The organism is Sutterella massiliensis (assembly GCF_016899755.1).
Classification (GTDB): Bacteria; Pseudomonadota; Gammaproteobacteria; order Burkholderiales; family Burkholderiaceae_F; genus Sutterella; species Sutterella massiliensis.
On record NZ_JACJJC010000006.1, the window covers coordinates 1 to 23632 of the forward strand.

Below are 23632 nucleotides of genomic sequence, written 5' to 3' on the forward strand. Positions count from 1 at the left end.
ACTAATACGATATATCTTGCTCATAATGAGCAATTTTATTTACAAATAAACGAAATATCAAAAGCAGCAGGAATCTCCGCATGCTGCGAACGCCCCGGCGTTCGCAGGGAATGGTTTTCGCTTTGCCCGTCGATGCGCGCTTCGCTTCCCGAGTGCGCTTGGACTGCTCTTCGCTGCCATTGAGCGTTTTTTGCCGACGAAGAGGTCGAGAAGCGCTTGATCTTCTGACCCCGGACGAGCCGCACTGGCGGCACTGAGGTGCAGAATGCGCCGGCCTCGTCAGCCGCTCACCCCCAGAGAATGCCGCTCGGGAAACCCAAATCTTCGAGCGGCGCCGTCGAGTCGTCCGCTGCCGACGACTGAGCCGCAGCCGCCCTCTCAGGCGCTTCGTCTGCCGAAGCCGCGACTGCCGCACCGGCTGCGCCGGCGACGCCAAAAGCACCGGCCGCAAAAGCCGCACTGCCCGAGAAGGCGCCCGCCGCCAGCGTCTCGCGCTCGGCTGCGCGATTGATGGCGGCAATCACATCGGCCGAAAGGCGCGCCGCATCACGCTTAAAGGCTTCGCAGCGTGCGAGGAGCGCCGTCTCGTCGAGCGCCTCGTAGGGCACCGTCGTGCTTACCCAGAGGAAGCGTCCGCGCATGTCGACGCCGAGCCGCAGATCCGCGTAGTCGCACGCGGGGCCCGTGAGCGCAAGGAGTTCAAGGAGGAGCTCGGGATTCGTCTTCACAAAATCCGAAAGCGGCGCCGCATTGACGTAGAAGCGGCAGGCGCGGTTCTTTTCATCGGCCAAAAGAAAGAGAACACCCGACATCGTCGGATTGACCGAGAGGCCGTTCTGATCCAAAGGCGCCAAAGGCAGGCGTCCCTCGGCAATCAGCGTGTTGATCTCTTTGAGCATCTCTACCTCCTCGAAAAACTGCCTGCTCTCAAAGCGCACCCGATCGTGCAGACTTCGCCGCACGCCGCGCCCCGAAACTTTTAGTGAAGCACACATTGAGCGCGCAATCACGCACTCGCTGCGCCGTTGCGTTCAATTTGGCGGCCAAGGAAACCCTAAGGCCAATCGGCTGTTCACCGCCTAGTGTGCAGCAATAAGGCCCGAGCCGTGCTTCCCGCGCGCCCGGGCCCTCTAATGCGCCTCCCTTTGCGTCTGAGCGGCCGGCAAAAAGAACTCAGACGGCAATCTCGCCCGCGCGAAGCCCGATGCTCGGTTTTTCTTCGAGCACCGAACGAATCACCTCGGGCGTCAGGCGCGAGACTGCGTCGAGCTCAAAGCGCAGTTCCTGCTTCGTCGTTGTAGTGCGCGTGAACTCGAACGCACCGTTCAAAGCGCCGCCCACTTGGTTGAGCGCGCGCGCGAGGAAGCTCGCCGTGCTGTTCGAGCTTTCATACGAAAGCGTCACCGCGTACGGTTCGTAGGCGCGCGGCCGGCAGAGCGATCGTGCCGAGAGTCTGCGGCCGCCGAGCGGACCGATATGGCGGCTCTCGATCGTGAGGCTCGACGCCTTAATGCCCGCGCCGTCAAGGAGCCGTGCAATTGCGGCGGCCTGCCGCGCCGGGACCCGCTGCGCACGCAGAACCGATCGCACTGTCAGGGGCTCTTCGGCAAAGTCGAAGGTGCAGGTCGTGCGTTTCGACGCGTCGACGGTTTCGCCGCTCACAAGCGAGTTGACGCGCGTATAGGCCGTATCGACCGCAAATTTCATCTTTTTTTCGAGCGTAAACACGACATTGCCCTCGAGGCTGCCGCCCGCAAGCTCATCGACAACGGAAGCGCCGGTGTTGTGAACGCTTGCCGAAGCGTGCAGCTCGGATTCGCCGCTGAAGGCATACTCGGTCTCACGCGTGAGTTCGGTTTCGCGAACGGTCTTCACTGCCGACACGGCGCCCTTCGCACCCGCCCCGGCACTCGCCTCGAGGCTCAAAAGTTCGGCCGGATCGTACGAAAACTTGTCGTACGAGGTTGCGAGTCCGTTCGCCGACGATTCCGAGAAGAGCGTTGTGCCGTCTTCGAGTTCGATCGTCGACTTTTCCGAGACCACTGTTCCTTTCGCATTCGTCACTGTGGTATTCGTGCGGGTAAGTGCGTTAGGACTCTCCCTGAGCGTCTTCGTTTCGGTTCTCCCGTCTTTGAACGTCGAAATTTGCGTCGTGGTTTTGACGCCGTTTTTATCGGTGACCGTTTCCGTCGAAATCAGCTTCTTTTCGGTCTCCGACGCTGTCGAGAAACCGAGTGCGGCACCGACGCTCACGTCGATACTCGCGGAAGCCGAGCCTCGAACGGCCCTGCCGACCTTCGCGTCGTTCAGATTCTCGGCAGAAATTTCACGCGAAAAGAGCTTCTCCATAAAGACGCCGCCCGTTTCAGGCGTCATCGTTTTTTCTACGCCGAATTCGAAAGCCAGACCGACCGAGGCGCCGACCGAGCCGCTTAAAGCGGCGCCGGCCCCTGCATCAAGCCGCCCGAGCCCGGCACCGATGCCCGCGCTCATCTTGACCGAAGCCGTCGCCCCCGCACTCGCCTTGACTGCCTTGGTCGAGCGCATCGTGACGGTACCGTCGCGATTTTTCGTAAAGACAACGGCATCGGAAAGATTAACGTCGACTCCGAGGGAGAGTTCCGCCTTGGCGACTATGCCCATCGAGCTGTCCGACGACTCTGCGCCGATGCTATGAGAGAATTTCATTCCGAGGACATGGAACTTTCCATCCTTCGTGATCGCGACGCTTGCCCCGGGCGTCATGGCATCGAGGCACGACGTGAGACGCATGCGTTGCTCGAGCCGGAACTGCTGCGCACGGGCCGAACGCAGATTGCCCAGGCGTTCGTAGCCCGTCGCGGCCGATTGAATGTCCGTCGCGAGTCCCTCAAAGTAGTGCTGCTTGCGAAGGAGTTCGCCTCTGAGAAAGAGCGAACGCGAGCGCGAAGCCGCCAGCTTTCCGTTGTCTGCAAGAAGCGCCGTCATGAAGCCCGCGGCCGCATTTTCGGGGAGAAATTCGCGCAGGTTCGCATCCACGATTTCGGCGAGACTCACTTGGGCGCCCACGGGTTTCGAAGCAAGGAGCGCCTTTAAATGCGTCTGGTCGCTTCTCACGCGCACTTTGTCTGCCGCTACGCGCTGTCGCCAGTGCGGGTCGCTCACTGCGATCGACTCGACGGACTTTCCGATCGAGGCAGCCGAGAGTTCAAGCGCGCAGTGCGTTGCGGTCAAAAACGCGAGAGCCGTGCGCTTATCGTCGAGTTCGCCGAGGTAGCTCGAGATCAGCCGCCCTTCGATCGTGCCACCTGAAGAGAGCGCAACGCGGGCGTTGTCGCCGAGCTGCACCACGGTTTCGAGCTGCAGCGTCTTTTCGAGCTTTTCCGCACCCGGCATTCCCTTCTTTACGCCGAGCCTGCGCCAAGCCGCCCGAAATTCGTCCGTGCCCGAAGGCTTTTTCTCATCGTGAAGCTTCGTCATGAGAACGTAGCGGCCGCGGTTAAACCGCGCGGGCGTGAGCGCGGCCATAAGCTTGCGAAGCGCGTCCGCGCGCAAGTCGCTCTGTGAGGCGTCGGGCGCGCTCTCGTACGTGCTGAGGAGCGCTGCGTAGCTCGTCTCGATCTCCTTTTGCCACTCGCGGCTGATGCCGACATCGAGCTTCTTTTCGAGAATCTTTGGCTCGATGGCGCGCAAGATGGCATAAGACTCTTCGGGCGTGAAGACGCCGATCACCGGATACCCGTCGGGACCGGGCTTGTCTGACTCGCTGTTGTGCAGCCAGGCCAAGCGCAGGCGTGCCGATGTCGTTTCGAATTGCGTGCGCTCCAGTTCATATGTGTCGTAGCGCGCCGAGGCTTCGTCGATCGAGCAGTCGAGAAGGTCTTCCGCGACGGGCGCCGCTGGCGCGAGATGCATGAGCGCATCGTCAAGTCCGATCGGTCGGCCTTGCGCTACATGCATGCGGCGCATGAATTCGCCGAGAAGCACCGCCGCCTCGCGCTCGTGGAAGGGCAGTTTCACCGCACGAACGATTGCGTTGACGAGATCCGCGTCCGAGAGCCGGAAGCTGCCGCCCTTCAGCTTCACGAAGCCGCCCGCAAGCATCGAAAGCGTCTCGGAGTCGATGTCTTCGGGTCGATTGATCGCCACGCGGTTCAAGGCCATGAGCGCGAGCGCCGACGACTGACCTTCGATTTTCTTGAGTTCGGCTACAGTCGAGGCAGGCGAGGCAACAAAGCCGTGCTTGATTCTTTTCGCCTGAAGTTCATCGATGCCGAGGCTCTGAAGGCGCACGCCGAGCGCTTCTGCCTGAAAGCGCCGCGCTTCGTCCGTACTCGCGTGCGAATCGGCGATCGAGCGCACGTGCTCGTCCTTGGCGACGCTCTCGCGGAAATGCGCGATTTCGTCGCCGAGCGTTCGCGCCTCGTCCCGTGCCCCGCGCACGCCCCCGTCGGCGTGCGTCCGATAGTGGCGAAGCACCCGCTGAACGTTGACGTCCGCCGTTCGTCCGAGCGCTTCGTAGAAGGAGCGTTCCGACAGATGCACCCCCGTCGCCTTGAGCGACGCAAGTGCGAGTACCGTTGAGGCACCGCCCATGGCGCCGCGTACGCCCGCTCGCATGAGCGAGAGGCAGTGCTTCTGCCATTTGCCCGGAAGCGTATTCCGAACCAGCGCTTCAAAGCGCTGGTTCCCGCGCGCATTGGCGCGCATGTCGGTCGGGTCGGCGAAATTCTCTTCGGCCGCATAAAGCGCGTGCGCAGCATAGAAAAACACTTCGCGGTGCGCAGTGAGAACACGCAACTGCGCCATGGCGCGGTCGCACCGCTCATTGAGGCGCTGTTGCGCTTCAATGTCGTTCGGGTCGAGTTTATCCGCCGCGTTCGCGCGAAGCTCAAGGTCGAGCGCGTCAAGCGAGGTGCCGGCATCGGCAACGGCCGCGGCGAGCTTGAGCATGTTCTCCGCCGTAGGCGCCCCGCGGAACGCCTCGGCCGCGTCGACAAGAGGACGAGCGACCGACACCGCCCCCATCCCGGCATGCGCTTGGTCGTTGCTCCCGCTAAAGAGCGAAGCGTCCGGGTCGCTCTCGAAAAGCTCCCTGAAGAAATCGTTGTAGCCGAGCCCGTCCAAGTACTTGGCGGCAAGAAGGACGGCCTCAATCTTGCCCGCATTCGCCGCAGGCTGTACGTCGACCGCGAGGCTGCCGCGCATCGCTGCGGCAAAGCCCGATGCGAGCCCCACCGTTTCCCGATCCCCGGGCGCCGAACTCATGAGCTCGACCGCACGATCGGCCGCACGCGAGAGGTCGCCCCTGCCAATGAGGTGCGCGAGCGTTCTACGGGCTTCGTTGAGCTCGACATCCGGATCGTCCGCAACGAACAGACGTGCAAGTTTGTCAAGCGAATCGGGCGCGTTTGCCGGTGCTTGGGCCTGAGCTTGGACCTGAGGCTGTGCCTGAGCGGCGGGCGCGCCGCCTTCGGCAGCGGCCCGACCCGCAGGCGGATCCGAAGCGAATTCCCCCAAGAAGGCAAACAGGCGCGCAATGGCGGAGAACGCGGCGCGGCTCGCCTCTTCATTTCGTTCGTTGAGGAATGCCGTCCCACGCGCGCGCAGCTCAGCGGCCACTTCGGGGTAGCGCACCGCGGCGGCCGAAGCCACCGTGTCGACCATTTCTGCGAGAACATGCCGGGAATAGCGCGCGGGAATCACGGTGCCCGCCGCACTCGTCACAGGTGCAAAGTGCCCGTACTTGAGGGACACAGCGAGCGCCTTGAGGCCGCCCTGGATGCCGCCTCGGATATGGTGCTCGTCAACGCCGAATTTCGCGAGTTCGCTCTGCGCAGCGGCTGCCGCCCCCGTGGTGCGCGCCTTTTCGGCGCAAAGGTCGCCGTGCAGGAGCTCAAGCGCCTCAGCCGCGAGCCTTGCCTGAGCGGCACCCGACAGTGTGCTCGCCTGCGTAAGCTTCGCCTCGGCCGCTTTGCGCGTTGCGCCCTTCGTCCACGGCGCCTGCATCAGGGCTTGTGCGAGCGCCAGATCCCGAAGCGCGTTGAAGGGACTGTGCGATATGAGAAGTGCGTCGTCGAGTTCGCCGCGCGCACCGCGATCGCTCTTGACTGTTTGCGCAACCTCCCACTCAAGGTTGAGCAGAGAACCGGTACGGTCTGCCGCCACGGCAAGCCAGTCGAAATTCTTGGCAGCTGTACGGCCGAGCTCGGCAGCGCGCTCGGCGGTGCCCGCCGAACGGTCGGCGGACGCCTCGCTCACCAAGTCGACGTCGAAGAACGTTCTCGCAAGCGTGTCTTCAACGGCCGAAAGCGCCTGTTCTTCGAGTGCGGGCAGAAGAATCTCGGCCGCCTGCCGGTTGAGCGAAAGCACTGTCGCATACTTTTCGCACGCGTTTGCTGCGCCCGCCTCGCCTTGCGCTTCTTCAAGCGCGGCCTGCGCGACGTCGAGCGAAAGGCGCAAGTCTTTGAGAGCCGTGGCAACAGCGTCGCGCTTTTCGCTCATAAGGCCGCCGAAGCGAGCAAGCGTCTCAACGGGATCCGTTTCGGGATCCTGCACGAGCCCGGGATGGTCGGGGACCGGCCGATAGCCGAAATTCTGCGCCCGAATGTCGGCCGAACCGTCGGCAAAGTAACTCACGTCCTTCGTGAGCGCCATCGCGGCGCGTTTCGCTTCCACGAGTGAGCCGAGTTCGAGCACGATTGCGCCGTAAATCTCGCGTGCCTCTGCGGTTTCGGACGAGAGCTTCGAGGCAATTTTCTTAAGCGTCGCTCCGAGATCGCGCGCTGCGCTCTGCGCGTGTTCGGGCGTTTCCGCCGCGAAAAGCGACAGCGTGTTGGCAAAAAGGTCGTTGCCGACCAAATGCGCTGCCTCGTCTGTAAAGTAGGACGCGCTCGTCTGAATCAGTACGGCCGAATGCATGGCGGCGGTCGACTGGGCCGCTGCACCGAGACCGTCGGCATTTTGACGGATGAACTGAAGTTTTGCCCGAAGACACTCACCGGGCGTGCCGCTTTGCATGATCGCAAGGAGTCTCGACCGAAGCATGGCGTCGCTCTTTGGCGACTCGGACGCTCTCGGCGCGAAGCTCCTCGCCGCCTGTGCTTCGGCCACCGTCGTCTCGCTCCAGACTCGGGACGCCGCAGCCGCATGCCCTGCCGCCGAAGTCGTGGTGGTGGTCGTTGTCGTTGTCGTTGTCGTGGTCGTTGTGGTTGTCGTGGTTGTGGTCGGTTCCTCGAACTTTGCACGCGCGACCTTCGAAGGCGAAACGCCGGTTGTCGTAGTAGTAGTGGTGGTCGTCGGCTCGGCGCTGTGTGCGATACCTTCGTCTTCTTCGTCTTCTTCGGCCGGCGTGATCTTGACGTTTTGCGGGTCGATCACCGCCTTCAGCGCTGCGTTCACCTTTTCAAAATCACGCGCTTCGGCGTCATCGGGCTGCGCGAGCCCGTGAAGTGCACGAGGGTGCGCGCTCGAGCCCGCTATAAAGCGATCAACGAGCACCTGCGCATTCTTGTGAATGGCTTTCTGCGCCTTCTCCCAGGAAGCGTCTGACGCGTTGAAGGCGTCCGGACCACGCGTCCCGTCGAGCACATCACCCGCACCCTCGGGCGCATCAGTTGCCGAGCGCGGTGTCGCTGCGAGCACCTCTTTGACAAGGTCCGAAGCCACTTCAAGCCCGACACCGAGCGCCTCTTCGGCCAACTCGGAAACGACCGAACCCGTTTGCGGCGCACCGCCGGGCTGCGTCTCATGGTCGACCTGCGTCGTCGTTGTCGTTGTAGGAGCGCCGTTCAAGGTAATCGTCATGTCTTTCTCCCGCGTGCTGCGAACGGTACGTCCGCAGGAAATCGAATCGCTTTCTTTTGAAGCCCGCCGCTTCAGGTCGCATCTCCTTCAGGGAACAGCGCACCGAGCGCTTCAAGCTCGAAGCCTCTCACGCCGTGCGCTGCGGCATTTCAGTCCCCGATACTTCAAGTGAAGCACAGATCGAGTACGCATTTACGCACTTTTTTCCGTTTTTCGTTCGATTCGAGAACCGTAGAAACCTCAAGCAGGACTAAAAGGACGAAAACGACCGACCGCCTCCTTCTACTGCGTCGCAAGGAGCCCCGAGACCGTCGAATAAAGTACGGCGAGCCCGATTAGCACAAAGACCGCCGCACTCACGCGCTTCATGATGAGGGGACCGCGCCCCTTGGCGAGAAAAACGCGCGCGCGGGAGGCGGCCATGGCGTAGAGCTCCATGGCAACAAAAACGATCGCCGAGTAAACGACAATCATGAGTGCGGCCTGCTCGACGTAGGGCTTCGCGGGATCGATGAACTGCGGCAGCACCGAGACGCCGAAGACGATCGGCTGCGGATTCGTGAGCGAAATGACGACGCATTTCCAAAAGAGCCCGCGTCCGAGATCGGGTTTGGCGCCCTCTGCCGCGTGCGCGTCCTCAAGGTGCCCGAAGTTCACGACGGGTTTTCGCCACGTCTGCCAGGCCATGAAAAATATGTAGAGCGCGCCGGCGAGCTTAATGAGCGCAAAGAGCGCAGGCGACGCGGCAATGACGACGCCCACGCCCGAAAGCGCAATCGTGAAGAGAACGGCGATCCCGACGGCAATCCCGAGCGAGCCCCAGAACATCTTTCGCCAGCCGTACTCGGCCGCCATCAGCACGATGATCGCTACGCCCAGCCCCGGCGTCACGATGTTGGCAATTGACGTGACGAGAAACAATGCAAAAAGGTGACTCACGGCCTCACTCCTTCTTCTTTCAGCTTTGTTTTCAGTTGACCGTTCCGTTTGATTGATCGGGTTCTTCGACGCCTGCCGCACCGGAAGATTCGATCGTATCAACTGCCGTCTCTGTCTTTTCGGTCTCGGCGAAACGTTCGAGCGAAGCGTGAAGCGCCTCATTCAAAGCTTCCGCCGAACAAGGCTTCTGAAGAATGACGGGGAGGCTCTTCGGGGCATCGCGCCCGCTCGTGCGGTCGCGCTCGAAGTCGCCTTCGATCAGATCTCGCGACACCGCCGTAATGAGAACAGCGGGCACCGCACGCCCGAGACGCTTCTCTAAAATGCCTGCGGCTGCGAGCCCGGTCGGAGCCCCTTCGCCCAAGTTGTAGTCGGAAATCAAAACGAGCGGGGACTTTTCTTTCGCAGCCGCCTCCACCGCCGACCAGAAGGCTTCGGTGGGCTGCTCTTCACTTACAACGGACGAGCCCCAGCTTTCAAGCGCGTCGCGCATGGCCGTCTGCACGAACGCGTTGTCTTCAAGAAGCGCGACGGTGCCCGCAAAGGGTCGAATCGCGCTGCGCCCTGCGGGCGCCTCTTCGAAAAGGCGCACCTGCTCGGCTTCGCTCACATCGAGCACAAGCCGAAAAACACTGCCGCGCCCGAGGCGCGAACCAACCGAGAGCCCGATATCGAGCTGCCGGCAGATGCCCTTCACGATCGACAGACCGAGTCCAAAGCCCGAAGCGGTCGACGCCTTGCCGGCTGCTCCCCGGTAAAAAGTCTCGAAAATTTTCGTGCAGTCCGCTTTCGAGAGGCCCGGTCCCGAATCGTAGACGCCGATCGAGACGCGCGCGTGCCCAAGACGGCGCGCGGCAACGACGATTTCACCCTGAGGCTTATCGGTGTAGCGAATGGCGTTCGTGATGAGGTTTTTGAGCGCGCGGCGCAGCATCAGGGGATCGGTGCGCACCGATGCGTCGATCGGACGCACGCGAAAGCGCAGTCCCTTCTTTTCGGCAATCGGCCTGAATTCGCGGTCGACTTCCTGCAAAAGCGCCGGGATGCCGATCACTTCCGGGTGAATTTCAAGCCGCCCGAACTCCATGCGCGTTACTTCGAGGACCTGTTCGACAAGCGTCGAAATGACGCCCATCGTGGTCGCGACCTGCTCGATCACGGGAGCGGTCTGCGGGGTCGCGCGGCGCTTCAAAATATCGAGGTATATCCCCATCGCCTGGAGGGGCTGACGCAGGTCGTGGTTCGCAGCAGCAAAGAAGCGTGCGCGGCTTTCGCTCTCCTCCTGCGTTGCGCGGCGCGCCGCTTCCGTGCGGTTCACTTCACGCTTCAGGCGTTCGACGAGGCGTCGGTTCTCATCGTCCATGAGGATCGAAGAGAGCATCATTTCGTTCAAGCGCCGCCCCGAATAAAGAATGAAGACCGTAACGACAAGAAGCACGAGCGCCATGATCGTTTGACTGACGCCGTACTGCGCCGCAACCGAAATCGTCATGGGCGCGAGCGAAAGAAGCGTGAAGAACGTGAGCGCGGGCATCCAGCTCGAATAGACGGGCCAGCTCGCAAAAGTCACGGCAACGATCACGGCAATCGTCACGACCTGCAGGATCCCGGAGACAGGAACGAGAAAGACCGCGCCCGCCACGCCCCAGATGAAGCCCGCGCACGTCGCGAGAACCGTCCAGCGCCGAATCCAGATGCGGACGCGCGCAACACGCTCGCGGTCGCGCCAGAAGCCGCGAACGAAGTGAAGTGCGAAATAGACTTGCACGAGCCCGAAAGCGGCCCAGACGCAAAGGAAAATGCGCGAAACATCCGAATGCCAGAACGTGGCTAAGAGCGAGGCAATCCCGGTGAACTGGGCGGCAAGCGCCACCGGAAGGAGCTTCATCGACGCGAGCACGAGCTTGGCGAGCGTGCGCGCCGTGACGCTGCGTGAAGCGGGCAGCATCATGAAGTTTTTCAGAAACGAAATGAGAGAGCGACGTGAAGCGGGCATGGGTTCGGATATCGATTGGTACGGACGAGAACCGAACGCTCAAGGCGAAGCGCTCGATCCGTTCGTTTTTGTTTTTCGTCTTTTTGCGGCGCTTTTTCGGGCTGCAGCGCCTCCGGATTTCTTCGACTCAGCGAACTGCGGACGCAGACGACCACGTTAGCTTCGCGCTGCCGGCTTCGAGCGTCAAGTGTGCAGCGACCCCGACAGGGAGCGTCGCCTGATGCGGCACGTGTCCGAAGGGCAGTCCCGAAACCATCAAGACACGCTCCGGGAGTCGCGAGCGAATGTAGTCGAAAACGCGCGCGAGGGTCGCGTCGCCCGGGAACCGCCAGGCGTTGTTCGCGCCCGCAAAGTCCCCGAGAAGAATGGCGCGCTGCCGCTCGAGAATGCCTGCGTCAAGGAGCGTCAGCAGCATGCGCTCGACGCGGTAGGCCGCTTCGTCGACATCTTCTAGGAAAAGAATGCCGTCGGAAACCTCGGGCAGCCAAGGCGAGCCGACCAAACTCGAGACGAGCGCGAGGTTGCCGCCCCAGAGCGTCCCTTCGAGCGCATGCACGCCCGTCCGGGCCCAATCGGGGAGCTTTGGCGCGCGTCCGTGCCGCCACGCGAGCGGCCCCGGTTCGTCGCCGAAAACGACGCCGAAGCGCTCGAGCGCGAAACGGTCGGGATTCGCAAAACTGCCCAGCATCGGGCCGTGCCAGGAGGCGCGCCCCGTTTGGGCGAAAAGCGCGAGATTCAAAGCCGTAAAGTCCGAGAAGCCCACGATCGGCGTCTTGGCCTCGGCCAACACCGACCAGTCGAGAAGAGGCAGGAGCCGCGTCATTCCGTAGCCGCCGCGAATCGGCATCGCGAGGTCGATTTCGGGCATCGTGAGCGCGCGCATGAGATCGGCCGCACGGACTTGGTCGCTGCCCGCGAAACGCCCGGTTTGCTCGAGTAGGTGTTCGAGGAGCACGGGTTCGAGCCCGCATCGGCGGCAGTTTTCAAGCGCCGCCTCGCGCCGCGCGTGATGAATGTCGCCCGTGCGCGTCAAAAACTGGTAGGAAGGCGCAAAGATCGCGACGCGCTTGCCCGCCCACCGCTCGAACGCGCCCGCGCGGCGCATCGCGTCGATGTCGGCCGCTTCGTGCACGCACAAATTCGCCACGGGCGCAAGCGCCGGATCGGCCGCAAGCGACTCGGGGCGCTCGTAAATCGGCAGCTCGGACTGCGCAGCCTGCGCATTTCGCACGGAGGTCATCATCGCTTCCCCCTCTGTTCACTCGCCGCATGCGCCGCATTCGGCAGCCGCGCCGCGCGCGTTGCGCTTTTCTTCAAAGAAGCGCTTCAAAAGCGCCGCCGCCTCGTTTTCGAGCACGCCCGCGGTCACGAAGGGCCGGTGGTTGACGCCCGGAATGTCGTAGAGTCTGAGCGCCCCCTGAACGGCACCGCGCCTCGGGTCCAGCGCTCCGAAGACGATCCGCCGGCACCGCGCTTCGGCAATTGCGCCGGAGCACATGGGACAAGGCTCAAGCGTGACATAGAGCGTCGTGCCGCAGAGGCGATGGTTGCCGCGCTTTTTGGCGCCCGCTCGAAGGGCAAGCATCTCGGCATGCGCACTCGGGTCGCAGTCGCGAAGCGTCCGATTGCCCGTCACGGCAAGTATCTCGTCGCCTTCGACCAAGACCGCGCCGACAGGCACTTCGCCCGCTTCGGCCGCAGCCGCAGCTGCACCGAGCGCCAAGCGCATGAAGCGCTCGTCGAGCGCCGGATCGACTTCGGGCGCGCCGCTATTGACCGTGCGATTCTTTTCCTGAAGCGCCTGAATGCGCGCCGCACGGCGCGAAGCGAGCACCTCGCGCGCGGCTTCGAGTTCGTCGATCAAGCGCGCCGTCGTGACGTCGGGGCGCGGCGAGAGCAGCGAGCGCACGGCACCGTGCGCGTCGCCCGCCGCATCTGCGCTCGATTCGAGGAGCCCGAGCGCAAAGAGCTTCGCTTCGAGCGACGCCGCACTTTCGGCGAGCCAATTGCCCGGTCCCGCGAGAAACGCCGTGAGTCGCTTCTCGAGCACGTCGCGCGGCATCGGCAAGTCGCCCGCGTCTAGGAGCGCCGCCGCAGCGGCCGTTCGCACGTCGCGCTCGCCCTCGGGGCCCTTCGCGAGCGACGCAAAGCCGATCCCGCGGCGAATCGAGAGCTCCACAAAGCGTTCGACGTCGCGAAGCGAATAGTCGGCGTCTAAAAGTCGGTACATAACTTCGAAACAATATTCGGTACGGAAGAAATCGGGCGCAGCGATAGAATGCGGCGAAGAACCGGCAACGATGCAGCATCGCCTTTGCGTGCCTGCACTTATCCCGGACCACGTCTTCGGAGAATCGCTCTATGCACTGCGCACATCGCCTCAATGCCGCGTCCCTTGCCCGCACGTTCTGCGCCGGGCTCGCGGCCGCCACCATTCTACTAGCCGCTCCGCATGCCTCGGCCGCCACCAAGGAGAGCGATGCGCTCGCCGACTGCCTTTACGAGAACACCACAAACGCCGACCGCGACGCGATGGTGCAGTGGGCGTACGTGACGATCGGCAAAACGCGCGCCGCGCGCGAAGTGCAGACGATTCCGAGCGCGAAGACGAAGGCGGTCGAAGCGAACGCGCAGAAGGTGCTCACAAACCTCGTGATGAAGCGCTGCGGCAAGCCCGCGATGAAGGTGCTCCTCAAGGACCCGAAGAACGGACTGCAGGATACGCTCGGTTCGCTCGCGATGAAGCTCATCAACGAAGAAGCGCAGAAGCGCTCGAGCCCGCTCCTCTCGCTCACGATCACGGACCTCCTGCGCCCGTAGCGCGCAGCGCATTTTTTGCCCGATCGAACAGAAACGATCGGATCGGGCAAGGAAGGCGTCGGTTTCTGAAATTGAGGCAAAAAGCGCAAAGCTAAGCTTTGGTTGTGACGACGGGAAGGCCTTTGCGCCGCCCTAAACATTTCTGCTTTACCCTCAAGATAGGACATCAAGACATGACCAGCGAAACCGATTTCCTCCACACGCTCACGTTCGACGCGGGCGAACTGCAAACGAGCGAATTTTTCAAGAAGAACTTCTCGGGCCGCGTCTGGCTCAAGATGCTTTCGCTCACGCCCGCCTGCCCCATCGGCAACGTCACGTTTGAGCCGGGCTGCATCAACAGCTGGCACGCTCACGAAGGCGGTCAGACGCTGCTCGTTACCGCCGGCCGCGGCTGGTACCAGGAATGGGGCAAGCCCGCACGTGAATTGAAGCCGGGCGACGTCGTCGACATCCCCGCGCATGTCAAGCACTGGCACGGCGCGGCAAAGGACAGCTGGTTTTCCCACTTCTCCGTTGAAGTAGACGCCGAGAAAGGGCCCGCCGTCTGGATGGAGCCTGTCGATCGCGCTCAATACGATAAGCTGCCGTAAGCGCTCGTAACGCTTCGGGCACCGGAGACCGCTCAGCATGAGCGGCTCCTCTCAAAAGGCGACCGCTCGAAAGCCGTCGAGCCGGCCGCCTTTTGTCCTTGTCCGTTTTTGTCGCCGGGTGCTGCGCCGCGAAGTGCGCTTAAGGCGCCTCACGGGCCTCGGCTGCGGCCACCGCTTCGTCCCAAGCGGCCTGCATCTCGAGCCAGGGGGCCGAGCCCGTGCCGAAAATCGACCCTGCCTGCGCGGCCATTTCGGCCGTCACGGGCGCCTCACCCGCATAGACGCGGGCAAGCGCCTCGGGCGTCAAGCCGAACCACTTCGCCGCGAGCGAGAGCGGCGTGTCGGCGAGAACAGACGCAAGCACGACGCCCGGGTGCTGCGGCGCACCGCCCTTTCTGCCGCCGCGCGCCCCGCCGCCGGCACGCCCGCCCGTACGGGCACCCTTTGCCGTCTGGGTTCTTACTTGCTTGCCCTGCGCGTAGCGCGTGCGCTTTTTCTCCATGATGTCGTCCGACCGATTGTTCCGTTGATGTTGTGCTCGTCCGCCGACCGCCCACCCTCGCAGGCCCCAAGCGAACGCACCGGTGAAGCGCATGAGTCTAGCGCAAGCGCACGCGCGGAAAGAATTCTCGAAAGTCGGTATTGCCGCGCCTTATGCGCGATCGGGCCACCAGCGGTGAGGCATCGGTTCGCCCGACGCCCAGAGAAAGGCCTCTCCGATGGTCGGGAAAGCCGGCGCAACGCCGAGCGCGCGGCATGAAGCGAGCGCGCAATTCAAGGGTTCCGTCCAGACGTGCCGCGAGAGCGCGTACTTGGCGTTGTGGCAGGGCATGACGCGCTTTGGCGCGAGGTCGGCAACCGCTCTTCGCCAGTCTTCGGGCATCAGATGAATGGTCGACCAGTCGGTGTTGTACTGCCCGTCCTCGAGAATCGCGAGGTCGATCGACGGAAAGCGGCTTCGGATCGCCTTGAAGTGCGGCCCGTAGCCGCCGTCGCCCGAGAGGTAAAGCGTCTTGCCGGGAAACTGCAAAACGAAGCCGGCCCAAAGCGTGGTGTTGCGCTTCAAGGTTCTGCCCGAGAAGTGCTGCGAAGGCACGGCCGTTGCGAGAAGCGAATCGCCCACGCGCGTCTCTTCAAACCAGTCGAGCTCCGTGATGCGCTCCGCGGGCCACCCCCAGTACTCGAAATGCGCACCGACGCCAAGCGGGCAAACAACGCGCTTGACGCGATTCGCTATGGCGCGAACCGTCGCGTAGTCGAGGTGATCGTAGTGATCGTGCGTAATGAAAAGGCAATCGACGGACGGCATGTCCTCGGGCCGATAGACGTCCGCACCCCGGAAGGGCTTGAAGGCAAAAGGCACGGGCGAGGCCGCGCCAAGCGCAGGATCGACAAGTACGCGCAGGCCGCTCTCGTGCAAGAAAAAACCTGAGTGACCCAACCAAACAATTTGTCCCGAAGCCACACTCTCAAGCGGTGTTTTCACGCTCGGCACCCGTACCGATGGCTCGATTCCGGCGGTCTTGTCGGTGAGAAAGTCGTACATCGCGCGCCAGCTCGAGCGACGCTTTCCCGTGAAATCGGGCACTTCGACGAGGTTGCGAAAAGCGCCGTCGCGCCAGTTGGGCGATGCTTCGATCCGGCGAAGCCGCTCACCCGAGGGCGCTGCACCCATTTCTTCGCTGATGATGAAGCCCCCGGTGCCGCCGGACACGGCTGCGCCGAGCGCACACAAACCCGCAACGCGCAACGCGCGCCGACGGGGCGGAGTCTTCTCGTAGAAATGCCAATCGCGCCGCAAAACTTCGTCCCCTTTTCGAGCGAGAGAAATTGCGGGGCAAAGAACTCGCCCCGCAAGTCGTCACGTTTGACTATATCGGAAGTTTTGCGCACCCGATTTTTGGATTTTCGCGATTACTTGCCGCTTTTTGCCGCAGTGAGAATCGCAAGCACATCATCTTCGGAAAGGGGCTTCAGACGACCGATCGGTCCCTTTCTCACAGCGTGACGCGCGAGCGACTCGATCGGGCAGTCGCCGATCCCGAGCGACTCGAGCGTCGTCGCGAGCTTCATCTGCTGCAGCCACGAGATGAACTTCGCAATCCCGAGCGCAATCACGGCCGCTTCCGAACGCTTTTCGCCGTCGGTCGTGTCGGCGACGCCCATCACGCGGCGCGAGAACGCGGCAAAGCGCGCGGGGGCAAACTGCGAAACGTAGCGCATCCAGGCGGGGATCACGACGGCCAAGCCCGCGCCGTGCACGACGGCTTCGTTCCAGCCGGAGATTTCGTGTTCGATCGCGTGGCACGCCCAGTCCTCCTCGCGCCCGAGGCCGAAGTAGCCGTTGTGCGCAAAACTCCCGGCAAGACCGATCTGGCACCAAGCGTCGTAGTCCTTGGGGTTCGAGAGCACCTTCGGCCCGAATTCGAGAATCGTGCGCAGCGCCGCTTCGGCCTGGCCGTCGACGAATTCCGTGTGTTCGGTATTCGAGAAGTAACGCTCGAGGATGTGCGAGAACATGTCGACGACCCCGGCCGAGATCTGCAGCGCCGGCAGCGTCGCAAAGCGCGCGGGATTGATGAGGGCCGCGCGCGGTCGAATGAGCGGGGAACCGATCCCGATCTTGTCGCCGTGGTGCGTGATGACGGCGCGCGTCGACTGCTCGGAGCCCGCTGCCGGAATCGAGAGCACCGCGAAGACGGGGAGCGCCTTTTCGGGCACCGCTTCACCCGTGAAAAAGTCCCAGCTGTCGCCCTCATACTCAACGCCGATCGCAACCGCCTTGGCCGTATCGATCACGGAGCCGCCCCCCACGGCGACAACGGCCTTGATCGCCTGATCGCGAATCCAGTCGACCGTGTCGCGCACGAAGTTCATGCGGGGGTTGGGCTGCACGCCGCCCTTTTCGATGACGGTAAAGCCCGCCTCTTCGAGGCTCGAGCGCACCGCGTCTAGGAGCCCCGTGCGGCGGACACTGCCGCCGCCATAAAGAACAAGCACCTTACCGCTCTTGCCGAGCGTCTCGCGAATGACCGCACCCGTCTGGGTTTCTGCATCGCGCCCGAAAACCAAACGCGTGGGATTGTGGTAGCTGAAGTTGAGCATGATCGTGGTTGAAGGCGCGGGACGCTGCGTTTTTTGCCGCGCGATGCGCTTCCGGCCGAAAGAATGCTGATGAAGCGGCCCGGTAGCGGACCCCAAAGAAGAAAATGCTCGGCCAAGCGGAAGTCGCCCGCCTCGACCGAGGGCGCTCATTCTATTGAGCGAAATTTATCCGTGCTTGAGTAAACGCCGTCTTCTTGCGTCAAAGAGGCAAACGGCCGCTGCCGCCCCGACGTTGAGAGACTCAACGCTCGACTCGATCGGAATGTAATAGCGTGCATCGCAGACGGCGATCGCCGCTTCGGATACGCCGGGCCCTTCTGCGCCCATCACCCAAGCGCAGGGACCGTCGGCGTAGTCGGGCGCGGCAAAAAGGTCGCGCCCGCCTCGCGCATCGGCCGCATAAATGCGGCCGCGGTAATGCTCGCGAAACGTTTCGGGCGAAAGATTTTCAACAAAGTGCGCCGCGAGGTGCGCGCCCATCCCGGCGCGCAGCACCTTGGGCGACCAGATGCTCGCCGTGCCGACGTTAGCGGCGATCGTCGCAAAGCCCGCCGCCACGGCCGTGCGAATAAGCGTGCCGACGTTGCCCGCGTCCTGCACGCCGTCAAGATAAAGCACGTCCGCTTCGCGCCAGTCTTCGGGAGCGGCCGCCGCCGGGATTGCCATCTCGCACATGCAGCCCGCACCGTTTTCAACGGGCGAAATCTGATCGTAGAGGCGCTTTGTGAGGCCGTAGACGCGTGCACCCGTGCGCTCGGCAAGCTTTTCGACGAGCTCGTGCGCTTCTGAGACAGCCTCTTCGGAAAGAATCAGCGCGGCAATCTCGGCCTTCGGGTGCTCGAGGACAACCGAAAGAAGATGAAGCCCCTCCAAGAGCGTGGCGCGCTCGCGCTTCACGGCGCGCGGTTCAAGCGCCAAACGCTTCCAGCGCTTCACTTTCGGATTGGCGTCGCTTTCGATGTAGGCAATGTCTATGCTGCTCATGTTGGATCCTTCTGGCTCGGGCATTTCAGTCGGTCTGCGCTTTGTCCGCTTCGTCTGCTGTGTTTTTTGCGGGCGCACTCTCTGCCGTCGGCGCTTCGGCAAGCATGCTTTTGACGGGCTCGAAGGAGCGCCGGTGCAAGGGCGTTACGCCGAGCGTCTTGAGCGCTTCGAGGTGGCGCTTTGTGCCGTAGCCCGCGTGCACCTCAAAGCCGTAGCCCGGATACGTTTGCGCCGCCTCCGTCATGAGACGGTCTCGCGCAGTTTTGGCAAGAATCGATGCGGCGGAAATGGCAGGCACCTTGGCGTCGCCCTTCACAATCGTTTCGACAGGAACAGCCAAGTGCGGCGGCCGGTTGCCGTCGACGAGCACAAGGTCGGGCGTAATGCCCAATCCCTCTACCGCACGCCGCATTGCGAGAAGCGTCGCCTCAAGAATATTGAGCGAATCAATCTCTTCGACGCTTCCCCAAGCAACAGCCCAGGCGCGGGCGCGCTCCTTGATGAGGGGTTCGAGCGCCTCGCGCTTTTTGGCCGAAAGCTTCTTCGAGTCGTTGAGTCCCTCGATCGGCCGCTCGGGATCGAGCACGACCGCCGCCGCGCAAACGGGGCCGGCAAGCGGGCCGCGCCCGGCTTCATCTACACCCGCGATGATTTTCGCGTCGGGCCAGAAACCCGCTTCGGCAAAAAGGCCGCCCGCCGCGTCCGCGGCAACTGCCTTGGCGGTTGCCTTTGCCGTTTTCGGTTCTTTCTTCGAACGCTTTTGCGTCGTCTTTGCAGTCGTTTCAGCCGCAGCCGTCGCCGCCCTTTTCGCTTTCGTCACAAGCGCATTCCTCGGTAGAGAAAATCAGAAGCGCCCCGCAGCCCGTGCATTCGGACGGCGAGGCGCTCAATTGAAGTCGCTTCAAGCGAACCGCAGCACTCAGAAGCCCGCGGGCTTACGCGCAGCGATCGCCGTGATGGCCTCGGCAGCGAGGTTCGCCGTGTCGGCCTTGAGGCTTTCGTGCAGCATCGTGAAGCGTTCGACGAGATTCGCTCGATTCGTTTCGTCGGCGAGCGCCTGCTCGAGCGCCCAGGAGATCTGATCGGCTTCGCAGAAGTACTGCAGGAACTCGGGAACGACATTTTCGCCAAGCAGAATATTGGGCAGCGACACATGGCGAACGAGCCCCTTCTTCTGCATGATCATGCCGGTCACGGCAGGCATCTTGTAGCCGACAACCATCGGCTTCTTGTAGAGCGCCGCCTCCAAGGCCGCCGTCCCCGAAGCCACGAGCACGGCATCGGCCGCTTCCATCATGCGGTGGCTCGTGCCGACGCGAACGATCATGCGCTGCGCAAGGCGCGCGTACTGCCCCGCGAGGAAGATGATGTTTTCGCGAGCGCGCTCGTCTGCGGCCGGAATGAGCACGTGCATGTCGCCGTAGCGGTGCAGGAGCTTTTCAACAGCACCGAAGAAAGCAGGAGCGCAGCCCTTTACTTCGTCAATGCGCGAACCCGGAAGCACCGTCACAACGGGAAGCGAATCTTCGTTGAGACCGAAGTCGGCTCGCGCGCCCACGGTGTCGGGTTCCATCGGAATGACGGAAGCGAGCGGATGGCCGACATAGGTCGCCGGAATGCCGGCGCGCTTGTAAATCTCCTGCTCGAACGGGAAGACGAGCAGCATGTGGTCGACCGCGGTGCGGATCTTGTGGATGCGCTCGGGACGCCAGGCCCAGATGGCCGGGCTCACGAAGTGCACGATCGGCACGCCGCGGCGGCGCAGCTTCGCCTCAATGTCGAGATTGAAGTCCGGGGCGTCGACGCCGACGAAGACGCGCGGATTGGAATTCGCAAAGCTCTGCACGAGCTCGCTTCTCAGGCGCAGCAGACGCGGCAGGTGCGAGAGCACTTCCACATAGCCGCGCACAGAGAGTTCGCTGATGTCATGCCAGGCATGAAAGCCCGCAGCGCGCATGCGCGCGCCGCCGACGCCGTACTGCGGGGCGCCGTCCATGCGGCGTTCGACTTCGGGCAGAACGAGCGAGGCGATGAAGTCGCCGCTCGCTTCGCCGGCAAGCCACACTGCGCCGTTCTTTTCCGGGGTTGCAATCGGTTGATGGGTGCCCATGTTGTCTCCAGATTAAGCGTCGTTGATTCTGTGGGGTCTTCAGTATGTTCGTCGGCTGCCTCAGGCCGCTCGCATCGCATACTGTTTGCGGTGCGATCCGCTGAGGCAACCAGGGGGCCGCTTCGGTACTCGGGCGCTTTAGCGGATCACGCCGCGCTTTGAAGCGCGGACGAATTCGACAAAACGCGCGAGCTCTTTGGCAGCGCCCGGAAATTCCTGAGCCATCGCCTCGATCTTTTCGCAGGCGTCCTTGGCCGTGAGATTCTCGCGGTAGAAGGCGCCGTAGGCGCGGCGAAGTGCTCTCACCTGCTCGTCCGTGAAGCCCGCGCGGCGCAGACCCACAATATTGAGGCCCGCCGGCGTACAGGGATTCAGATGGCAAATGAGGTACGGCGGCACGTCCTGCAGCACGCCCGAAGCGCCGCCAACCATAGCGTACGCCCCGATCCTGACGAACTGATGAACACCGGTCTGCCCGCCCACAATTGCATGATCGTCAACATGCACGTGACCGCCCAAAGCGACGTTGTTGGCAAGAATCGTGTCGTTGCCGACAATGCAGTCGTGCGCTACATGCGCATTGGCCATCAGAAGGTTACGGCTTCCCACGACCGTGAGGCCCTGATCCTGAATCGTGCCGATCGAGAGCGTGCAGTTCTCGCGAATGACATTGTCGTCGCCTACGACAAGGCGCGTGTCTTCGCCCGCATATTTCTTGTCCTGCGGCGCGCAGCCGATGCTCGTGCCGGCATACACCACGTTGCGGCAGCCGATTTCGGTGCGACCTTCAACAACCACGTGGCTTCTGAGAACGGTGCCTGCGCCGATTCGTACCCGGGGCCCGATGAGGCAAAAAGGACCGACGACGACGTCGTCGGCAAGTTCAGCATGCGGGTCGACGACCGCGCTCGGGTGAATTTGTGCCATGCCGATAGCTGTTCCTTGGTTGAGGCCGCTTCAACCGCGCCCGAGAGCGCAGGACCGAGCCTCCTGTTGTGCTGGAGGGGCGCGCTGAACGCTTGGCACTTCAGTCGAAGGTATTAGCCTCAGCCGCCGATCAACCTTTGATTATACGGAGCGAAGCGCCTTTTTGAATAATTTTGACGTGTGCGCGCCGCGCAGACGGAAACCGCTTCTTCCTTTCGGAAGAAGCGGCTCTAAAAAATCACCGGTTTTCACGCCGGCGCCGTCGGGCGCCGCATCAGGGCGATGCCCCGTGCGGAACCGGACGAACGCAGCCGGTTATTCGCCAAGCACGCGCTTGGCGGCTTCCTCGCCTGCAATGCGGCCGAACGTGATCGTTTCGGAGACGGAGTTGCCGCCGAGACGGTTCTTGCCGTGCAGGCCGCCCGTCGTTTCGCCGGCTGCGAAGAGGCCTTCAATGGGCTTGCCTTCCGTGTTGATCACCTGGGTCTTTGCGTTGAACTTCAGGCCGCCCATGGCGTAGTGAATGGCAGGCGTGATTTCAATCGCATAGAACTTCGGGCCTTCGATCTTGAAGGGGGGCTTCGGACGATTGAAGTCGGGATCCTTCCCGGCATCCACGTAGCCGTTGTAGACGCGGATCGTTTCGACGAGCGCCTTCGGATCGATGCCGGCGTTCTTCGCGAGCTCTTCGAGCGTATTGCCTTCCTTCACAAGTCCGAGCTTGAAGCAGGCCTTGAGCTGCGCGACGCGGCTCACCGTGCCGTCGTCAAAAATTTCAAAGGCGGTGCCGCCCGTCTGCGCAGAGACGGCCGCGCTCGTGACGTCGCGCGTGGTCATCTCGGAAATGAAGCGCTTGCCTTCGCGGTTGACGAAAACCGCGCCTTGCCCGCGCACCGTCTCCGAAATAATGACGGGCGACCCGACAAGGAGCGTCGGATTGAGCTGAATTTCCTTCATGTCGACGAGCGCCGCGCCGATCTGTTCGCCGAGGTACATGCCGTCGCCCGTCGTGCCCGGCTGGTTCGAAGTCTTCGTGGCCGGATCCAGATTCGGCAGATACTTCTTGACGAGCGACTTGTTGGCGCCGAGGCCGCCCGTGGCGAGCACGACCGCCTTGGCCTTGATCTCGTAGATGCCGTTGTGCTTGCCTTCCACGAGCACGCCGGTCACTGCGCCCGTCTTGTCCGTCATGAGGCGCACCAGGCGGCTGTTGAGGCGCAGGTCAACGCCTTCCATCTTTTCGGCCTGATCGCGGAAGAACGCCGACAGATAGGGCCCGACCGCCTTGCCGCCCTTCGGACCGTGCATGCGGGGCGCTGAGGCGCCGCCGCCCGCAGCCACGTTTTCAAGTTCTGCGCCGCGCGCCTTGAGCCAGGCAATCGATTCGGCAGAGTTTCTCGCAAAGATTTCCACGAGCTCGGGGTTGCTCGTGTTCTTGCCGCCCTTCATCGTGTCGGCGGCCATCAGCTCGGCCGAATCCTCGATGCCCTTGGCCTTCTGATAGACGGAGCCCGCTGCGTTCATGCCGCCCGCGGCAAACTGCGAGTTGCCGCCCGGAATCGGCATCTTTTCAAGAATGACGATGTTGCGAACGCCCTTTTCGTGCGCCTCCATCGCTGCGACGAAGCCCGCTGCGCCCGAACCCACAACAACGAGGTCAGCTTCTTCGGTTCGCACAGGCGCCGCATCCTTGTAGGACGCGAGATCCTTCCACTTCCACTCGAGCGGCTTGGCGCTGCCGAAGGGAATCTTCATCGCCGGGAAGTCGTGGCAGCTGAGGCAGTAAGACTGCGACTCGACATGCCCAGCATGGCAAGCCGTGCACTGGATCGTGCCGATGTGGCTCGCATGCGGATCGGGTGTCTTTTTCGGGTCAGCAAGCTTTTCAAGCCCGCCGTGGCAGCTCACGCACTGCTTGTTGATTTCTTTTTCCGAGTCGCTCACTTTCATGCCGTCGACATGGCAGGTCGCGCAGTCAAAGCCCTTCTTCATGTGTGCGCCCGCAAGCTGGGCATTGAAGTCCTTCTCTGCCGCCTGAGCTGAAAAGGAAGCGAATAGCGCCGCAAGGATCGCGGCCGTTGCGGATTGACGAAGCATCATATTTTTCTCTCCTTCCGAGGTCTGCCGCTCGGCCTTTCTCCCTAAAACGCGCCCGGCCCCATGCGTCCAGCCGCTTTGGGGGCCGGGGTTCCGGCAAAAATTCCGGCGACGAAGCGCTCCTTTTCTTTTGCCCGCGTGCCGCCTGAATTGGGGGCGCCTGAGGCTTTTTCTCTCGATGCGCCACCCGTTCGATTGATCCGAACAAAGCGCTCGAGCGAGCTTTACTTCAGTCCACAAGTTTATGGAGCCCCGCCTCCATTTAAAATTTCTATT

Annotated in this window: 16 protein-coding genes; 2 read left to right on the plus strand and 14 right to left on the minus strand. The window is 62.7% G+C overall.

What is annotated here, in order from left to right; all coding sequences use genetic code 11:
- Positions 1-287 precede the first annotated feature (287 nt).
- The 6 genes from H6A60_RS04925 to tadA all read right to left on the minus strand — a co-directional run bounded on the left by H6A60_RS04925 (position 288) and on the right by tadA (position 12950).
- Positions 288-899 (minus strand): hypothetical protein, encoded by a 612-nt coding sequence (locus tag H6A60_RS04925; RefSeq protein WP_205102300.1) that lies wholly within the window; start codon positions 897-899, stop codon positions 288-290.
- 274 nt (positions 900-1173) lie between these two features.
- Positions 1174-7785 carry a hypothetical protein gene (locus H6A60_RS04930; protein WP_205102301.1) on the minus strand — a complete coding sequence of 2204 codons (6612 nt, stop codon included), beginning with the start codon at positions 7783-7785 and terminating at the stop codon, positions 1174-1176.
- A gap of 282 nt (positions 7786-8067) precedes the next feature.
- Positions 8068-8724 (minus strand): LysE family transporter, encoded by a 657-nt coding sequence (locus tag H6A60_RS04935; protein WP_205102302.1) that lies wholly within the window; start codon positions 8722-8724, stop codon positions 8068-8070.
- Positions 8725-8755: 31 nt separating this feature from the next.
- Entirely contained in the window at positions 8756-10720 is a 1965-nt protein-coding gene (locus H6A60_RS04940; RefSeq protein ID WP_205102303.1) for an ATP-binding protein, read from the minus strand.
- 127 nt (positions 10721-10847) lie between these two features.
- On the minus strand, positions 10848-11963 hold the full coding sequence (locus H6A60_RS04945) for a S66 peptidase family protein (RefSeq protein WP_239477599.1): 1116 nt from the start codon (positions 11961-11963) through the stop codon (positions 10848-10850).
- A 15-nt stretch (positions 11964-11978) separates the two neighbouring features.
- Positions 11979-12950, minus strand: coding sequence for a tRNA adenosine(34) deaminase TadA (gene tadA, locus H6A60_RS04950; RefSeq protein WP_205102304.1), 972 nt, complete (start codon positions 12948-12950; stop codon positions 11979-11981).
- Between the two features lie 131 nt (positions 12951-13081).
- On the opposite strand from tadA, the gene H6A60_RS04955 reads away from it, so the two are divergent.
- Entirely contained in the window at positions 13082-13540 is a 459-nt protein-coding gene (locus H6A60_RS04955; protein ID WP_239477600.1) for a hypothetical protein, read from the plus strand.
- Between the two features lie 173 nt (positions 13541-13713).
- Entirely contained in the window at positions 13714-14133 is a 420-nt protein-coding gene (locus H6A60_RS04960) for a cupin domain-containing protein (RefSeq protein WP_205102305.1), read from the plus strand.
- A 139-nt stretch (positions 14134-14272) separates the two neighbouring features.
- On the opposite strand, the gene H6A60_RS04965 is transcribed toward H6A60_RS04960, so the two are convergent.
- From H6A60_RS04965 to H6A60_RS05000, 8 genes are all read right to left on the minus strand, one after another.
- Positions 14273-14635 carry a helix-turn-helix transcriptional regulator gene (locus tag H6A60_RS04965; protein WP_205102306.1) on the minus strand — a complete coding sequence of 121 codons (363 nt, stop codon included), beginning with the start codon at positions 14633-14635 and terminating at the stop codon, positions 14273-14275.
- A 150-nt stretch (positions 14636-14785) separates the two neighbouring features.
- Positions 14786-15847, minus strand: a complete 1062-nt coding sequence (locus H6A60_RS04970) for an MBL fold metallo-hydrolase (RefSeq protein WP_205102307.1) — start codon at positions 15845-15847, stop codon at positions 14786-14788.
- 200 nt (positions 15848-16047) lie between these two features.
- A complete protein-coding gene (locus tag H6A60_RS04975) occupies positions 16048-17238 on the minus strand; it encodes an iron-containing alcohol dehydrogenase (protein ID WP_205102308.1) in 1191 nt (396 codons plus the stop codon).
- Between the two features lie 165 nt (positions 17239-17403).
- Positions 17404-18222, minus strand: coding sequence for a TrmH family RNA methyltransferase (locus H6A60_RS04980; protein WP_205102309.1), 819 nt, complete (start codon positions 18220-18222; stop codon positions 17404-17406).
- 25 nt (positions 18223-18247) lie between these two features.
- The gene (rnhB, locus tag H6A60_RS04985; protein WP_205102310.1) at positions 18248-19042 is read right to left on the minus strand and encodes a ribonuclease HII; all 795 of its coding nucleotides are present in this window, start codon (positions 19040-19042) and stop codon (positions 18248-18250) included.
- Positions 19043-19141: 99 nt separating this feature from the next.
- Entirely contained in the window at positions 19142-20332 is a 1191-nt protein-coding gene (lpxB, locus tag H6A60_RS04990) for a lipid-A-disaccharide synthase (RefSeq protein WP_205102311.1), read from the minus strand.
- Between the two features lie 138 nt (positions 20333-20470).
- A complete protein-coding gene (gene lpxA / locus H6A60_RS04995) occupies positions 20471-21259 on the minus strand; it encodes an acyl-ACP--UDP-N-acetylglucosamine O-acyltransferase (RefSeq protein ID WP_205102312.1) in 789 nt (262 codons plus the stop codon).
- A gap of 315 nt (positions 21260-21574) precedes the next feature.
- A complete protein-coding gene (locus H6A60_RS05000; RefSeq protein ID WP_239477601.1) occupies positions 21575-23359 on the minus strand; it encodes a flavocytochrome c in 1785 nt (594 codons plus the stop codon).
- Positions 23360-23632: the final 273 nt, after the last annotated feature.

What these genes read in the sequence shown, in the direction of transcription:
- H6A60_RS04925 (WP_205102300.1), bottom strand. Translation starts at nt 899, where the DNA reads ATGCTCAAAGAGATCAACACGCTGATTGCCGAGGGACGCCTGCCTTTG.
- H6A60_RS04930 (WP_205102301.1), bottom strand. Translation starts at nt 7,785, where the DNA reads ATGACGATTACCTTGAACGGCGCTCCTACAACGACAACGACGACGCAG.
- H6A60_RS04940 (WP_205102303.1), bottom strand. Translation starts at nt 10,720, where the DNA reads ATGCCCGCTTCACGTCGCTCTCTCATTTCGTTTCTGAAAAACTTCATG.
- H6A60_RS04945 (WP_239477599.1), bottom strand. Translation starts at nt 11,963, where the DNA reads ATGATGACCTCCGTGCGAAATGCGCAGGCTGCGCAGTCCGAGCTGCCG.
- tadA (WP_205102304.1), bottom strand. Translation starts at nt 12,950, where the DNA reads ATGTACCGACTTTTAGACGCCGACTATTCGCTTCGCGACGTCGAACGC.
- H6A60_RS04955 (WP_239477600.1), top strand. Translation starts at nt 13,082, where the DNA reads ATGCACTGCGCACATCGCCTCAATGCCGCGTCCCTTGCCCGCACGTTC.
- H6A60_RS04960 (WP_205102305.1), top strand. Translation starts at nt 13,714, where the DNA reads ATGACCAGCGAAACCGATTTCCTCCACACGCTCACGTTCGACGCGGGC.
- H6A60_RS04965 (WP_205102306.1), bottom strand. Translation starts at nt 14,635, where the DNA reads ATGGAGAAAAAGCGCACGCGCTACGCGCAGGGCAAGCAAGTAAGAACC.
- H6A60_RS04975 (WP_205102308.1), bottom strand. Translation starts at nt 17,238, where the DNA reads ATGCTCAACTTCAGCTACCACAATCCCACGCGTTTGGTTTTCGGGCGC.
- H6A60_RS04980 (WP_205102309.1), bottom strand. Translation starts at nt 18,222, where the DNA reads ATGAGCAGCATAGACATTGCCTACATCGAAAGCGACGCCAATCCGAAA.
- lpxB (WP_205102311.1), bottom strand. Translation starts at nt 20,332, where the DNA reads ATGGGCACCCATCAACCGATTGCAACCCCGGAAAAGAACGGCGCAGTG.
- lpxA (WP_205102312.1), bottom strand. Translation starts at nt 21,259, where the DNA reads ATGGCACAAATTCACCCGAGCGCGGTCGTCGACCCGCATGCTGAACTT.
- H6A60_RS05000 (WP_239477601.1), bottom strand. Translation starts at nt 23,359, where the DNA reads ATGATGCTTCGTCAATCCGCAACGGCCGCGATCCTTGCGGCGCTATTC.